Origin of the sequence: Kribbella hippodromi, from assembly GCF_039531045.1 — a bacterium.
In the GTDB taxonomy this organism is placed as follows: domain Bacteria; phylum Actinomycetota; class Actinomycetes; order Propionibacteriales; family Kribbellaceae; genus Kribbella; species Kribbella hippodromi.
This window is the reverse complement of record NZ_BAAAPH010000026.1, coordinates 42,735-57,920: the sequence shown is the minus strand read 5'-3', so window position 1 is coordinate 57,920 and position 15,186 is coordinate 42,735. Positions and strand designations below refer to the sequence as shown.

General features: G+C 69.2%; 14 protein-coding genes. 5 read left to right on the top strand and 9 right to left on the bottom strand.

Features of this window, described 5'->3' with window-relative positions; translation table 11 throughout:
- Positions 1-5 precede the first annotated feature (5 nt).
- The 3 genes from ABD260_RS31605 to ABD260_RS31595 are packed head-to-tail and all read right to left on the bottom strand — an operon-like array spanning position 6 to position 2,672.
- Positions 6-662, bottom strand: coding sequence for a hypothetical protein (locus ABD260_RS31605; protein ID WP_344239501.1), 657 nt, complete (start codon positions 660-662; stop codon positions 6-8).
- Positions 659-1,474, bottom strand: a complete 816-nt coding sequence (locus tag ABD260_RS31600) for an ABC transporter ATP-binding protein (RefSeq protein WP_344239499.1) — start codon at positions 1,472-1,474, stop codon at positions 659-661. The genes ABD260_RS31605 and ABD260_RS31600 overlap by 4 nt, the downstream gene beginning before the upstream one ends.
- Positions 1,386-2,672, bottom strand: coding sequence for an MFS transporter (locus ABD260_RS31595; protein ID WP_344239497.1), 1,287 nt, complete (start codon positions 2,670-2,672; stop codon positions 1,386-1,388). Before ABD260_RS31595 ends, ABD260_RS31600 begins: the two co-directional genes overlap by 89 nt.
- Positions 2,673-2,730: 58 nt before the next feature.
- Here ABD260_RS31595 and ABD260_RS31590 point away from each other — a divergent pair, with 58 nt between their 5' ends.
- Positions 2,731-3,702, top strand: a complete 972-nt coding sequence (locus ABD260_RS31590) for an ArsR/SmtB family transcription factor (RefSeq protein ID WP_344239495.1) — start codon at positions 2,731-2,733, stop codon at positions 3,700-3,702.
- Between the two features lie 18 nt (positions 3,703-3,720).
- On the opposite strand, the gene ABD260_RS31585 is transcribed toward ABD260_RS31590, so the two are convergent.
- Positions 3,721-6,135 carry a beta-glucosidase gene (locus ABD260_RS31585; protein ID WP_344239493.1) on the bottom strand — a complete coding sequence of 805 codons (2,415 nt, stop codon included), beginning with the start codon at positions 6,133-6,135 and terminating at the stop codon, positions 3,721-3,723.
- 46 nt (positions 6,136-6,181) lie between these two features.
- On the opposite strand from ABD260_RS31585, the gene ABD260_RS31580 reads away from it, so the two are divergent.
- The 4 genes from ABD260_RS31580 to ABD260_RS31565 all read left to right on the top strand — a co-directional run bounded on the left by ABD260_RS31580 (position 6,182) and on the right by ABD260_RS31565 (position 9,120).
- A complete protein-coding gene (locus ABD260_RS31580; RefSeq protein WP_344239491.1) occupies positions 6,182-6,766 on the top strand; it encodes a TetR/AcrR family transcriptional regulator in 585 nt (194 codons plus the stop codon).
- Positions 6,767-7,336: 570 nt separating this feature from the next.
- On the top strand, positions 7,337-7,993 hold the full coding sequence (locus tag ABD260_RS31575) for a CPBP family intramembrane glutamic endopeptidase (RefSeq protein ID WP_344239489.1): 657 nt from the start codon (positions 7,337-7,339) through the stop codon (positions 7,991-7,993).
- 77 nt (positions 7,994-8,070) lie between these two features.
- Positions 8,071-8,550, top strand: coding sequence for a hypothetical protein (locus ABD260_RS31570; protein WP_344239487.1), 480 nt, complete (start codon positions 8,071-8,073; stop codon positions 8,548-8,550).
- 48 nt (positions 8,551-8,598) lie between these two features.
- Positions 8,599-9,120 carry a GNAT family N-acetyltransferase gene (locus tag ABD260_RS31565; RefSeq protein WP_344239485.1) on the top strand — a complete coding sequence of 174 codons (522 nt, stop codon included), beginning with the start codon at positions 8,599-8,601 and terminating at the stop codon, positions 9,118-9,120.
- Positions 9,121-9,175: 55 nt separating this feature from the next.
- Here the strand turns inward: ABD260_RS31565 and ABD260_RS31560 are convergent, their stop codons facing one another.
- The 5 genes from ABD260_RS31560 to ABD260_RS31540 form a co-directional block, all read right to left on the bottom strand.
- Positions 9,176-9,907 carry an amidohydrolase family protein gene (locus ABD260_RS31560; protein ID WP_344239483.1) on the bottom strand — a complete coding sequence of 244 codons (732 nt, stop codon included), beginning with the start codon at positions 9,905-9,907 and terminating at the stop codon, positions 9,176-9,178.
- Positions 9,901-10,629 carry an amidohydrolase family protein gene (locus tag ABD260_RS31555; RefSeq protein ID WP_344239481.1) on the bottom strand — a complete coding sequence of 243 codons (729 nt, stop codon included), beginning with the start codon at positions 10,627-10,629 and terminating at the stop codon, positions 9,901-9,903. The genes ABD260_RS31560 and ABD260_RS31555 overlap by 7 nt, the downstream gene beginning before the upstream one ends.
- Positions 10,626-11,852 carry a DegT/DnrJ/EryC1/StrS family aminotransferase gene (locus ABD260_RS31550; protein WP_344239479.1) on the bottom strand — a complete coding sequence of 409 codons (1,227 nt, stop codon included), beginning with the start codon at positions 11,850-11,852 and terminating at the stop codon, positions 10,626-10,628. The genes ABD260_RS31555 and ABD260_RS31550 overlap by 4 nt, the downstream gene beginning before the upstream one ends.
- A gap of 61 nt (positions 11,853-11,913) precedes the next feature.
- Complete coding sequence (locus ABD260_RS31545; protein ID WP_344239477.1) at positions 11,914-13,863, bottom strand: outer membrane protein assembly factor BamB family protein; 1,950 nt, start codon at positions 13,861-13,863, stop codon at positions 11,914-11,916.
- A gap of 104 nt (positions 13,864-13,967) precedes the next feature.
- The gene (locus ABD260_RS31540; protein WP_344239475.1) at positions 13,968-15,182 is read right to left on the bottom strand and encodes a helix-turn-helix domain-containing protein; all 1,215 of its coding nucleotides are present in this window, start codon (positions 15,180-15,182) and stop codon (positions 13,968-13,970) included.
- Positions 15,183-15,186 lie beyond the last annotated feature (4 nt).

The window sequence follows — 15,186 nt, the reverse complement described above, 5'->3', positions numbered from 1 at the left end:
TCGGGCTAGTCCTTGCGGTCAGACAGGCCTCTGGTGGCGAAGGTGGCGGCCACCAGCAGCGCCAGCGACAAGGCGGCGAGCAACGTGAGAGGTACGGCGTTGGTGCTCGCTGCTTTCTCGTTCGACAGCACCGTCATGATCGGCCGGATCGGCGAGCTCCAGCGGACCAGCAGGACGACGAGAATCGCGGCGGCCGCAGTGAGCATCGAGATGCCGACCCGCGGAATGACCAGCCGCGAACAGAGCAGACCGATCGCGATACCGATCATCGCGGCGCCGAGTTGTGCGACCGCTCCGACAGCGAGGTCGGCCGCCCGTACATCGTGCTTGCCGGTGACGATCGGGTAGGCAAGACCGATCACGAGCAGCGGCAGGCACCACGTCACCACCACCGCGACCGTGATCGCGAGGACGCGTAAGGAACTGCCGATCATGACCAGCGTGATGGTCCGCTGGGTCGGGTCCTCATGGTTGACGATGGCAACGGTCAGCCAGGTCGTGCAGACCAGCATGGCGAGTACGCAGAACGAGTACGACGACTGGAGCGGTCCGTTGTCGGAGGTCGTACCGACTGCCATCGCGGCCAGGAAGATCAGGGTCGGCGGCAAGTACCGCTGGGAGAGCAGTGCGCTGGTGAACAGGTAGCGGTAGAAGGCGCTCATTCCGGTTTCACCTGCCGTACGGTGACGATCGACCAGCCGTGGTTCAGTGCGGTCAGCAGCGCGTCATCGTGACGTCCGGTCGGGATCATCACGATGACGCCGGCGTCGGTGTGGCGTACCTCGACGACATCGGGATGGCGCGCCCAGTCGATCGCGGCGCCGGGGATCATGACGAGTTCGGTCAGCGCCGGCTTGTGATCGACGGGTACCAGCCGGCCGCGTTTGAGCTCGCAGACTCGGGTGGCGGTGGAGCGGACGACCTCGGTCGCATGCTCGGTGAAGGCGACCGCCGCGCCCTGTTCGGCGGACTCGGTCAGCAGCTCGCGCAGCGTGCCGTGGGCGGTGGAGTCCAGGCCGGACCAAGGTTCATCCAACACCAGCAACTCGGGCGGTGTGAGCAGGGCTTGCGCGACGGCGACCTTCTGAGCGTTGCCCTTCGACAGCTTGCGCATCGGTGTGTCCGCACCGCCGGCAAGTGCGAGGCGATCGAGTAGTTCGTGCGCGCGGCTTCGTGCTGTCCTCGTATCGAGTCCGCGGATTCGCCCGAGGTGCTGCAAGTACGACGATGCCGACAGCCGATCGTGCGACGCGAACACATCGGGTACGTAGCTGACCACGCGGGCGTTGCGTTCGACCGTCCCCGCTGTGGGACGCGACAGGCCGACCATCAGGCGGAGGACAGTGGACTTCCCGGAGCCGTTCGACCCGACCAAGGCGAGCAGTTCACCCGCATTCACCTGCAGGTCGACTTCCGTCAGGATCTCCCGTCGCCCGAACCGCTTGGAGACACTCCGCAGGCCGACCATCGTCATGCGGCGAGCCTATCCAGCCGCTGGGCCGCATCACCCGGTGGAGCGGCCGGGTGAGGACGATCGACGTCAGCAGCGACGCGGCGGCGAAGACCGCAATCGCCGGTGCCGTCGCGGTCAGGTCAGCCAGCGCGCCGGCCAGGATCGCGACTACGCCGAAGGTGGTGGTCCGCAGCGCTCCCTCCAGGCCGAGGACCTGCCCGCGCAGGTCGAGCGGTGTGAGATCGACGAGTACTTCCTGCTGCGCGAGCGAGGCCGAGTACCCGCTGCTGCCGATCGCGACCAGTACGCAGAGCACCGCGATCGGCAGGTCGAACGCGAACCCGAGGAACGGTACGGCGAGCACGAAGCGAAGCCCTTGCCCGGCGATCCGGCGGCCTTCGCGGGTCAGGAACCGGCCGACGACAAGATCGCCGGTCATCATTCCGGCCGCACCGGCCGCGAGCAGCCAGCCGGCGCGCGACCCGGCGTAGGGGACGAAGAGCGCTTCGCAGCCGACGATCAACCCGTTCGGAAGCGCCAGCGCCAGCAAGAGCGGCCGCGTACGCCGCTGGGCCAGCAGGAGGCGGTTGGCCCGCCAGGTCTCGGCCAGGCTGGTACGAGCGACCCGGCGCGGCGCGCGATCGCGAAGGCCGAGGCGGATCACCGGTACGGACACAGCAGCGAATCCGGTCGCGATCCAGAGCACCGTCGAGGCGCTGACCGCCTGGAGCAGGATGCCGGCGATACCGAAGCCGGCGATCTGCATCGCGCCGACCGACAAGTTCATCGCCGACCGGCCGAGTACGAACTGATCGGTGCCGAGCACCTCGCCGAGCAGGCCCCACCGGACGCCCGAGCCGATCGACAGGCCGTACGCGAGGGCGAGCGCCAGCCCGAGGCGGACCACCGGAGACAGGTCGAAGGCGGCCTGGACGCCGACCTCGACCGCGGTCAGGACCGCGAGCAAGGTGAGAATCCGGCGCGGCCGGGCGGTGTCGGCCGCCGACATCAAGGTCGAGAGTCCGAGCACCTGGGCCAGCGACGGGCCGAACATGATCGCCGCCGCGAGCAGCGCGGACCCGGTCGCGGCGTCGACCACGATCGCCAGCGTCAGGCTGGTCATGGTCGCGGACGCGTTCCCGAGCGCGCTGCTGAGCCACAGGTTGCGGAACTCACGGTTGGCGAAGATCGCCCGGTAGGTGCTCATGGCCATGCTCATGACGGGAGCATCGACGGACGGCCCGGTACCGCCTACAGTTTCGGCTGGAGGCGAAACGTTGTCCGAGTTCCTGGTCGATGCCGACACCCTGGCGAATGCCCGGTTCGGCACGTCCCAATTCACCGAGACCGTGGCGGCGCTCAAGCTGCTGAGGGCACCGGTCGAGCCTTGGTACCGGGCGTGGCGCGATGCGCACCTGCCGGCGTACCGGAAGCAACTCGCGGCGCATCCGGTCTGGGCGGCGCTGATCGACAACGCTTTCGGTACGAGCTGGGCCGCCGACTTCCTGACCGTGCCGCCGCTCGGGCCGGACCTCACGCTGGAGGACGAGCTCGAACTGCTGCTCGCGCTGTCCGACGATCAGATCCGCGCCGACCTGAGCGTGGTGCGTACGCCGTTGCCGACCGTGCTGGTCGAGACCAGTGGACTTGCTGCCGAGGCGGCCGAGCTGCTGCGGTGGATCTGGAGCGCGACGGTCGAGCCGGACTGGCCGCGGCGCGTCCGGCTGCTGCAGGCGGACATCGTGTCGCGCACCTCACGGCTCAGCGAGCAGGGGTGGTCGGGTGTGCTGAACGGGCTCGGATCGGATGTGCGCTGGCTCGGCGACGGGCGGATCCAGGTCAACCGCTGGGATTATCCGGTGACCGATGTTCGTGGGGCGGACCTACTGTTTTTGGCCACGCACACCCAGCGGGTGAACGTGAGTTGGCGATTGCCGGATCGGTTCGCATTGGCGTACCCGGTGACTGGCATCTTCGCGACCACCGCGACCCCGGACGAGCCGCTGGTCCAACTGCTCGGGCGGAACCGGGCGCACATCTTGGTCGCGGCGGCGCGGCCGGTCAGTACGACGTTGCTGGTGGCAACGACCGGGCTGTCACTGGCGACGATCTCGGGCCACCTGCGCGCCCTCACCGACGCCGGTCTGCTCGAACGGCGTCGCTCCGGCCGGTCCGTGCTGTACTGGCAGTCCGACACCGGCCGCCGCGTGACGCGACGACCGGCGTCGAACCGCCCCGAGCCCCGTTGAGCTCGTGCAGCCGGGCAGCTAACGAACCTGCAGCTCCGTGGAGAGCGGCAGGTCCGAAACCGACGAGCCGGCTCGGATCGTGAAGGCACCGGGCTCGGTGGTCCAGCCGCCGTCCCAGTGCTCGAAGGTGTGCTCGTGCAGATTGACGGTGATCTCGCGGGCCTGACCGGCCTCGAGCCGTACGACGGCGAACCCGGCCAGCCAGCGCGCCGGCCGGTCGATCGCGCTTTCGGGGCGTTCGGCATACACCTGGACGACGTGCTTGCCGGCCCGCTCGCCGGTGTTGCGGACCGTCAGCGCGACCGACGACGGATCGTTCGCGCGCAAGTCGGACAGCTCCCACGTCGTGTACCCGAGACCGTGGCCGAACTCGTACGCCGGTTCGGTGCCGGCCTTCAACCAAGCGCGATAGCCGATGTGTACGCCCTCGTCGTACCGAACGACACCGTCCTTCGGGGTGACGTCGATGACCGGTACGTCAGCCTCTTCGCGCGGCCAGGTGGTTGGCAGCCGGCCGCCCGGTTCGGTTTGCCCGAGGAGTACGTCGGCGAGTGCGTTGCCGTACTCCTGGCCGCCGAAGTACGTGGCGAGGACGGCCTGGACGTCGTCACGCCAGGGGAGGAGCACCGGCGAGCCGGCGTTCACCACCACGACCGTCCGCGGGTTGGCGGCCGCGACCGCGCGGACGAGCTCGTCCTGGCGGCCGGGCAGCGCGAGCGAAGTGCGGTCGTAGCCTTCGGATTCGACCTTGGAGTTGGTGCCGACGACAACCACCGCCACGTCGGCGGCCCGGGCCGCGGCGACTGCCTCGTCGATCAGCGTCTGTGGGTCGTTGTCGGCGGGCTCGACCCCGACCGTGAGGCCGACGACGCCGCCCAGACCGCCCTCGGCTTTCGGTGGCTCGAGCTCGATCCGGACGTCGATCGGCTGTCCGGCGGTGACGGTCAGCGGAGCGGCGATCGACGGCGGGGAAAGCAGGGCAGCGCCCAGGTCCGTACCCACCGGGACCGCGACGTCCTCGCGGAGCAGGTCGCCGTTGGCGAAGATCCGGCCGCGGCCGACCGACGCGAACCCGAGCTGGATCGCGCCCGACTCGGCCGGCGTCCAGGTGGTGCGGAACTCCAGCACCGCGGTCTCGCCGGTCGGCGCGGTCGTGCCGAGGTACACGAGGGCGCTGGCGAAGCGGTCCTCGGCGAACAGCTCGGTGCCGTCAGCGGCGAGGAAGCGTACGCGGGCGCCGGGCTCGCCGGACTCCGGGTTTGTCATTGTGCTGAGTGGGAGCTCGGCGACGCCCTGCTGGACTACCGCGCCGAGTGAGTAGGTGATGTCCGCGTTCGGGAGTGCGGCACGGAGGCCGTCGAGCGGTGACACGACCGACTTCGGGACGACGGTCGCGCTGCCGCCGCCTTGGGTCCGGGCGTCGCGGGCGTTGTGACCGATGACTGCTACGCGTTGCAGTGCACTGGCCTGCCAAGGGAGTTCGTTTTCGTTGCGGAGCAGGACGGTGCCTTCGGCGGCAGCCGTACGCGCGAACGCGATGCCGTCGACCGGCTGGGTGGGCGGCTTCTCGTACCCTTCGAGGGCGCCGACGCGGGCGGCGAGCGCGAGGATGCGACGGACCTTGCGGTCGATCGCCTCCTCCTTCACCTCGCCGGCGCGGACCGCCTCGACCAGTGCGTCGCCCCAGGCGCCGATCGGGCCGGGCATCGCGAGATCCTGCGAGTACTTGGCGCTCTCCACACTGCGGACTGCGGTCCAGTCGCTGACCACGACGCCGTCGAAACCCCAGTCGGTGTTCAGCGGGGTCTCGAGCAGGTCGTTCTCGGAGGCGGTCGCGCCGTTGATCGAGTTGTACGCGCTCATCACCAGCCACGCCTTCGACTCGGTGACGGCCTTCTCGAACGCGAGCAGGTACACCTCGCGGAGCGTGCGCTCGCCGACCACCACGTTGGCGGTGAAGCGGTCGGTCTCGAAGTCGTTCGCCACGTAGTGCTTCGGGGTGGCGCCGACGCCGAGCTCCTGAACGCCGGCCACGTACGCGGCGGCGAGCTCGGCAGTCAGGACGGGGTCCTCGCTGAACGCCTCGAAGTGGCGGCCGCCGAGGGGAGAGCGGTGCAGGTTGATGGTCGGGCCGAGTACGACGTCGACGTTCTTCCGGCGGGCCTCCTGTGCGGAGACGACGCCGTAGCGGTGCGCCACGTCGAGGTCCCAGGACGAGGAGAGTGCGGTCGCGGACGGGAGGTTGAGCGACGGGTCGCGCTCGTCCCAGAGCGCGCCGCGGACGCCGCTCGGCCCGTCCGACAGCACCATCGAGCGGAGGCCGATCGACGGCAGCGGGTGGGTCGACCAGAAGTCCTGGCCGGTCAGAATCCGGACCTTCTCCTCGAGGGAGAGCCGGACGAGCAGGTCGTCGAAATCCGTCGCGGCGTTCATGCCGAAAACTGTACGACCGAAAACCGAGTGATGCTAGGTTTTGGGTATGACGAGTTCCCGGGGTCCGTACGCCAAGGGGGTCGCGAAGCGCGCCGAGCTGCTGCGGGCGGTGCTGGCGGTGATCGCGCGGCACGGGTACCGGAAGACGTCGACCCGTGAGCTGGCCGCCGCGGCCGGGCTGAGCGAGGCCGGGATGCTGCACTACTTCGGCTCGAAGGAGAAGCTGTTCGAGGCGGTGCTACGGGCGCGCGACGAAGCCGATCGGGAGCGGTTCGACACCGACGATTCGATCGAGGGGCTCGCTGTTGTCATCCGGCACAACCGCACAGTGCCTGGACTGGTGCAGCTCTACTCCACCTTCTCCGCCGAGGCCGGCGACCCGGAGCATCACGCCCACGACTACTTCGTGGACCGCTACGCCCACCTCCGCGCCGCCCTCGCCGACGCCGTCCGCACCCGCCAGGCCGCCGGCACCTTCACCCCCACCGCCGACCCCGAAACAATCGCCACCCTCCTGATAGCCGTCTCCGACGGCCTCCAAATCCAGTCCCAATACAACCTCACCACCAACCCCGGCGACCTCTTCGACCACCTCCTCTCCCTGTTGACCACCCCACCGAGCAATAGTTGACCCATGACCACCCCCGCCGAATCTCCCAGCCCGGCGGATGAACCGCTCCCGCCAGCCGGTGGTGCGGCGCAGTCACCTGCACCAACGGGTGCGGCCTCCCCACCTCCCACCACAGCACCTGCTGAAGCGCCACCGGCTGCTCAAGCGGATGGTGCGGTGCAGCCACCTGCCCCGCCGGCTGGGGCTGCATCGCCCTCCGCCCCGCCCGCCACGAAGGACGCCGGCACCCCACCAACTGCTCCACCGGAAGGTCCTGCTCTGTCCTCCGAGGCAATGGACGCCGAAGCCCGACCAGCTGTTCTAGCGGATGGTGCTGCTCCAGCTGGTGCGGCCGATGGTGTGTCCCCCGCGACGGGTGGTGCGGCGCGGTCGCCTGCTCCAGCGGGTGCCCCACGTCCCACCACAGCACCTGCTGGAGCGCCACCAGCTGTTCTAGCGGGTGCTGGCGACTCATCTGTTGTCGGCTTGTCCGCAGGGCATGGGCGGCGGGTGCTGACGCGGGAGGTCTGGTTGGTGTTGGCGTTGTCGTTGGGGGCTTCGGGGGTTGCGGCGGTTATTTCGTTTACTGGGGTGTTGACCTCGGCCAAGCCGATCAGTGGGCAGACGGCGGTGATTGTCGGGTCTCGGGCTCCGGGGCGGCCGTGGCTGGACTTGGCTTGGCAGTTGTTCGCGGTGGTGACGGCGCTGGTGCCGGTCGCGCTGGTCGGGCATTTCCTGGTTCGCGGGCAGGAGTCGTTCCGGAGCATCGGGTTCGACCTGCGGGATCGGGTCCGGGACCTCGGGCGGGGTACGGCGATCGCGGCCGTGATCGGTGGCGCCGGACTGCTCTTCTACCTCGGCGCCCACGCGACCGGTACGAACCTGACCGTCGACCCGTCCCAGCTCCCCGACTACTGGTGGCGCATCCCGATCCTGGTCCTGGTCTCGGCGCAGAACGCGATCCTCGAGGAAGTCATCGTCCTCGGCTACCTCAACCATCGTCTCGACCAACTCGGTTGGTCGGTCCGCCAAGCGACCGCCACCAGCGCGCTCCTGCGCGGCTCGTACCACCTCTACCAAGGCCTCGGCGGTTTCGCCGGCAACGTGATCATGGGCGTGATCTTCACCTACCTGTACCGCCGCTGGGGCCGGATCATGCCGCTGGTGGTCGCGCACACGCTGATCGACACCGGCGCGCTGATCGGCGCCACGTACCTGCTCGGGAAGGTTTCCTGGCTGCCAGGCTGAGAACTCCCTGAGAAAGTGTTTACATCCTGAGACGACTGACACGTAACCCATCGGCCCCGGATCGGGTTGTTGGTGTCGTGACAGTCAACGGGGAAATCACGAATCCGCCAGAAATCGACGCCGGGCTGGCCGCCGCCGCGCTGGCCGTGTTCGCGCATCGGCACGAGGTGGTCCATCTGCTGTACGCAGCCACCGACGAGCCGGACGCCCTGGCCCGGATCGGCGGCCTGCTCCGGGTCGACGAGGCGACCATCGCGCGGGTGCTCGATCAGCCGCTGCGCTGGATGCTGCCGCAGTTCCGGAGCGAGCTGGAGACGATCGCCGCCATGCCCGCTCCGCCCACCGCCGGCACCGCGCCGGCCACCGCGCCAGCCACTGAACGGGCCACCGCACCGGCCACCACATCCAGCACAGCGCAACCTGCGTCACCAGGCACCGCGCTGGACGAGACCGCCACCCCAACGTCCACCCCAGCGCCCGCCGCGATGCCCGCCCAGCCGGCGGGCGCGGCGGACGCGGCGGACAACCTGGAATCGGCGACCGCGCGGACGAGCTGACCCCAAGCGCACCTCGTATGCGACCGCTCCATTCGTTAGGTTGGAGCGGTGCATACGTATGGGCGGGACGTTCTGGACATCGCGGACGAGCTGACCACGGCGTACGTGGAAGTCTTCACCGCACCACCCTTCGAGCACCGTGATCGCGAGCAGACGCGCGCCGCGTTCCGTACGCGCCTCGAATCCGACGCCGAGCGAGACGGCTTCCACGCCTGGATCGAGCGATCGGACGACGGCCAGATCACCGGCTTCCTGACCGGCTGGACGACGCCCGCGCCGTTCCGCACCGACCGGGCGTACGGCAGTGTGCTCGACCGGATCGGCCCGGAACAGGTCGAGGAACTCCTGATCGGCGCCTTCGAAGTCGACGAACTCGGCGTACTCCCGCAGGCCCGCGGCACCGGGCTCGCGCGCCGCCTGCTCGAAACCGCCACCCGCGACCGCTCCCGCGCCTGGCTGCTCGCCTGGAACCAGAACCACGACGCGATCGCGTTCTACCGCCACCTCGGCTGGCACGAGCCCGAGGTCCGCGGCCCCGAACACGACATCCTCGTCTTCACCACCACCTGACCCGCTTTCCGGAACAAAACTGTCACCAGGCGGCCTTTTCTTACCGCGAAGACGCTCAGACCCCGAAGAGGGCCTCCGCGTTCCGGTGCATGATCGCCTCGCGCTCCACCTCGCTCAGCTCGGCCGCCTCGAACGCCCCCAGCGCAACCGAAGGATCAATCAGCGTCGCGTCAGTACCGAACATCAACCGATCCGACCCGATCTGATCCAGCACCCACCGAATCCGGTTCGCCTCCGGTGCCGACCAGCACGGCTCGAACCAGATCCGGTCCGACCGCTCCGCCGCCTCCGGCACCCGCGGCCAGCCCGACGCGCCCATGTGACCGGCAAGCACCCGAGCCCCCTGCACCCGCGCAGCAACATCGGCAAGGTCGACGACGGTGTCACCCCAGGTGTGTACGAGCGTCGGCAGACCGTACTCCGTGGTCAGCTCGACCGCCGCCTGCATCGCCGGCGAACTGATCGGGGTCCGGCTGTATTCGCTGTGGATCTTCGCCCCGACCCACCGCGATCGCCCGTCGCCCGCGAGCAGCTCGTCGAGATCCGCACGGGCCGCGTCCAACCGCCGCGGATCCACTACGAGCATGCCCCGCAGCCGCGGGTCCGCGGGCAGTTGTTCGGCGAGCGAACGGTTGCCGGCCGGCGCGTCGTACACGATGCCCTCGATCGAGGAGACGAGCTGCAGGTCGATGCCGAACCGGTCCATCCCGTCGATGTTGACGTCGATGCTCGCGACGTCCATCGAGAAGAACCACGGACCCCAGTGGGCGTGAACGTCGATCAGCATGACGGCTCCAGGAGAGAGGTGAGGCTGCGGCTGCCGACTTGGGCGATCTCGTCCGGGCTGAGCTTGGCGGACAGCAGCCGGCGGAGCACCGAGCGGGTCTCGTGGAACGGCGTCCGGCACCCGAGTACGAGCCGCTCGGCACCGACCTCGCCGGCCACGATCTCCAGCGAGTCCGGACCGGTCAGCATCCGGGTTGAGGTGTGGAAGCCGGGCTCCGACCGCGCCATCACGACGAAGTCGCCGAGGTAGTAGAAGTGCGTGTCCAGGAACACCACCCGCGCGCCGAGACCGCGCAACGCGGGCCCGATCGTCCGGACGTCGCCCTCGGTGAAGATCGTCAGCCCGGCCTCGACGAGCAGCTGCACAACATGCCCGAACGCCGGGTACCTCGGCTCGACGTGCTGCGCGCTCGGCGCGAGCCGGACCGCGCGCGGCGGCGCGTCACTGGCCAGCTGCCGCTCCAGCTCCTTCTCCGCGCCGAGCGGGTCGCGCAGGTCGAGCACCGGGCACGCGGTCCACCCGTTGCCGTCAGCAACTTTGGCCGCCTCGTCGTTCCCGGACGGTACGTCGAAGTGCACCGCCCGCAAGGACGACACGACCCCACCGGAGATCCCGCCCGCGGCGAACACCTCCTGTACGCGCTCCGGCTCGCTCCACCGTCCGGTCGTCACGTCATGCCCGATCAGGATGTCGCAATCGAGCAGCACCGGTTCCGTGCTCATGACGCCTCCAACGCGCGATGGACTTTCCGGATCGCGGCGACGATGTCGTCGACGTCGCGATCGGTGTAGTTCTCGTTCCAGGGCAGGACGAGGAGGCGGTTGTTGATCAGCTCCTCGGCGTTCGGGCACAGACCAGGTGGGTACGACACGTCCTGCAGCGGGAACCCCGACTTGCCGTAGGTGACGCGCTCGCGGACGGCCGGTGCGGCGTACAGCGGACTGGTCAGGTAGCCACCGTTCGCCGGAATGCCCTCGGCGGTCAGCGCGGCAGCCCACTCGCGCATATCACCGGCGGCCTCGGAAATGATCAGCGGATACTGCCAGTACACGTGATCATGTCCGTCGGGTGGCGCAGTCACACCGGCGAGGTCCGCGATCCCGGCCGTCGCTCGCAGCGCAGCGTCGCGCCGATCCTGCACCACGCCGCGGACGCGGTTCAGCTGGGCGCGCGTGACGGACGCGACCAGCTCGGTCATCCGGTAGTTCAGTGCGAGGAACAGGTACGTACGCTCATCCGTATCGCGCGGCCAGCCCTTGTCCGCGAACAGCCGCATCCGCCGGGCGTGCTGCGCGTCGTCCGTGACGGTCAGACCGCCGTCACCGGCGCTGATGTGCTTGGTCTGTTGCAGGCTGAAGCAGCCGATGTGCCCGATCCGGCCGACGTACGTGTCGCCGACCGGCGCGAGGTACGCCTGGGCGCAGTCCTCGATCAGCAGGAGGCCGTGCTGGTCGCACAGCTCGCGCAGCTCCCGTACCGCGGCCGGCTTGCCGAAGAGATGTACGACGATGACCGCCTTGGTCCGCGGCGTGATCGCGGCGGCGACCGTCTCGGGCGTGAGATTGCCCGTGACCGGATCGACGTCCGCGAACACCGGCACCGCGTTCTGCATCATGATCGGGAAGACGGTGCCCATGTCGCTGATCGGCGTCGTGATGATCTCGTCACCAGGCTCCGGATTCACCGCGGCGACCGCCAAGTGCAGTGCGGCCGTACCCGAACTGCACGCGACCGCGTACCCGGCGCCGAGCAGGCTCGCGAACTCCAGCTCCAGCGCGGGCACCTCCGTACCCCAGGTGGCCGACAGCATGCCGCTCCGGAGCACCCGCTCGACCGCTTTGACCTCGTCGTCGCCGAACCGGCGCCCGCTGGCATCCATCACCGACGGCAGCGGATCGGTCCGGACCGGCGGACCGCCGTCCTTGGCGAGCTGGCTGTTGTCCATTCCGGCAATCCCTCCGATGTTTGCTGACGGCAACTGCTGGCTGCAACTGATTCCGGCTGGGCTAGGGCAGGTTGCCGATCCGGATCAGGTCGCGGCCCTTGATCGTGTACAGCGCGTCGCCGGTGTGCGATGCGGTGATCAGCGGGTAGCTGTAGATCTGCGCGCCGAGTCCCTCGACCACACTAGTGACCGCCGGTGCGCCGGTGCGCGCGGGCGTGATCTTGAAGACTCGCTTGCTGTCCGTGCCGTACAGGCCGGCGCGGGCGATCACGAGCCGGCTCTGCCCGGTACCGATGGTCGTGCTGGTGAGGGCGTCGCCGGTGCGTGGGTCGAGGACGGCGAGCCGGCCGTCGTCGGTGGTCGCGTACAGGCGGCCGCGGTACAGCACGACGTCGCTGTAGCTCTGCGCTTTCGCCAGCGGCGTGGTCTCCCAGAGCGTCTTGTTCCGGCGCAGGTCGAAGGCGACGATGGTTGCCTCCGGCAAGATCGGGTCGGTGCCGAGGCTGTTCCGGGTCGCCCCGCCGAGGTACGCGATCCCGTCGCCGGTGGTGACCGAGCGGACCGACTGTTGCGGTACGACCCCGCGGTGTACCTCGCGCTGTCCAATGCCATTCTCCGTGTCCAGGTGCTGCTCGACCAGCGTGCCGTCGAACTTGCCGTAGTCCGGCTCCGTGGAGATCAGCCAGGTACGGGAGCGGGCATCGTACGCCTCGTCGGTCGGGCGGGTCTGTTCGTTGCCGATCTGACCGAGCTCGTGCAGGTCCGAACCGTCCGGCTTCATCTGCCACAGCCGCGCCAGCGTGTACACGCCGAGGTAGACGCTGCGGCCGACCGGTGTGAGGGTCTTGGCCTCGCCGGGCAGGAACGCGCGCGTACTCGCACCGGTCGCGAGGTCGTGGACCTGGATGCCGGCCTTGCCCGTGACCAGTACGGACGTCGAGGTGGCCGCGATCGCCATCGCCTGCTCCGGTGCGGGCGGCAGCCCGGCCTGGCCGAGGTCGGTTCCGGTGAAGGTCCCGGTCGTTTCGTCGAAGTCGACGACCTGGCTGGTCAGCTCGGCGCGGATCGTCGCGCCGTCGACGAAGATCCGGTTGAAGTACGCCCCGTCGTACGGCGAACCGAGCCTGGTCAGCGCATTGTCGCGGTACCGGAACAACGAGCCGGACGGGCGCGTACCGAGATAGATGTCCGCGCCGGCGAAGGTGATCGCGGTGATGTACTGATCGCCGGCCGGCACCTGCACTTCGACCGGGTTGCTCAGGTCGCGGGTGTCGTACACGAGCATGGTGCCGGTGGGGGAGAGGCTGGCGGCGAGCTTCGTCCCGTCGAGTGCGAGCGTGGCGACGAACGTACGGTCGGCGTACTTCGCGGGCAGCACGTCGCGGCGTTCGCCGGTCGCGCGGTCGATCGCGATCAGATGCGCCTTGGTGCCGACGCCCGCGTAGATCGTGGTCGCATCGGCGGCGATGCTGCGTACGTACTGCTCACCGGCGACCGCGGCACCATACGCGCGGGTCGCGCCGGTGGCGGGGTCGTACTCGTGCACGGCGCCGTCCGGATAGGTACCGGCGACGATCTTGCCGTCGGGCGTGGCCGCGATCGACCAGATGAATGAGCCGAACCGCGCGACCTTGGTGGCGGTGCCGGTGGTGGTGTCGACCTTGTAGACATCACCGGGCGTGTACAGACCGATGTACAGGTCGGTGCCGATATGTGTCATGGCCCACGCGCCGGCGCCGGTGGGCAGCGAGAGTTTGCGGTCGACGGTCTTGGCGACCGGGTCGAAGGCGCCGACCTGAACCGGTGACACGCCGGACGTGATGGTCCAGATCCGGTCGCCGACCTGCTCGGCGACGCTGGTCGAGGTGACAGCGGAGGCTGGCCCGAGGCTGGTTACCTCCGGAGTTTCGGGCGTGGCCGGAATTGAAGCGTCGGCAGGGGTCACAACGCTCATGGTCAGGGTGAGTCCGAACAGGGCGGTGATCAGGCGTCGTGCGAATCGCTTGTCCACAAGGCCTCCCAGGGCAGCGCGCACCGAATTACGGTCATGGCTGAAATTAGCCGGGCGCGCGTTGCTGCGTCAACCGTTCGGGAAACAATCAGCTCTGAACGCGATCAGAGGTGCACGCGGTACACAACGAGCGGGCGGCCGCTGCCGGTGCCGAGCTGGGTTCCGGTCGCGTCGGCCAGGCCGGCGCGCTCCAGCCGGTTCAGGACCCGCCGGGCGGTCCGCGGCTGGATGCCCAGGTGATCAGCGACCGAGCGAGTGGTCAGGCCGTCCTCCGGGGTGGCGCGGACCAGCTCCTGGAGCCGTTCGAGGGTCGCCTTCGACAGTCCGGCCCGTTGCGCGAGCAGTTGAAGCTTCGACCGTTGCTGGGCGCGCGGCGGGGCGCCGCCGACCAGGACCAGGTCGATGTCGTTGCGCAGTGACACGACGGCGGCCGTACGCCCCGCGGTCTTCGCACGGCCCAGCGCGCGCCGGGCCAGCGCCTCGGTCTCGGTGCCGGACCCGCCGATACCGAACCCGATCCGCACTGGACCGAACTGCTCCTTCAACCGCGTCAGCATGCCCAGCTCGGTGAAGGCGGCGGTCGCCTGCTCGAGCGGGCCGCGGGTCGCGATCACGAGCCAGCGTTTGTCGTCGTACCGGATCACGCTGCCGCCGAGCGTGCCGGCCTCGCGGTGCAGCGCGGGCTCGGCGTCGGGCGAGATCTCGACAAGGCCGAGCGCGATCTGCGCATCGTCACTGCGCAGTGCGTCATGGCGGAGCAGCAGGCTGTTGACCGCCGTACGCACCGAGTGCACGGAGGGCGCCAGGCGGAGCGTGGCCTGTTCGGTGCGCAGCTTCTCGTACGCGGATCGCAGGCAGGTGATCGCGACCGTCGCCTTGGCTTCGTGGTGGAAGGCGAGGATGTCGTCCAGACTCAGACCGGGGCGGTACGGGAGTACGCGGACGCCCCGCGTCGGCAGACCGACTTCGTCGAACGTCTCGCGGACCTCGGCCTCATCGAGTACGTCGATGCTGAGCGAGGTCACGTCCCGCCCCTCGCGGAGCAGCTGCACCAGGGCGCGCATCAGCGTCGCACCGGTGTACTCCACATGGGCGGCCGGGCGGTCGAGCAAATCCTGCGCGGCGGCGATCTGGTACGGGACGACGCCCGTGAACAGCCACGCGTCGACACTGCCCGGCGCGTCGGCCATCACCTTCGGCGTGTCCGTCTCGCGCCGGTACCGCAGCGGGACGACCTCGACCCCACGCAACCCTTTGACGATCCGGCTACTGGAGGTGACCAGGTCAGCCGGCCCCACCACTCCGATCGTCGTCACCATCAGC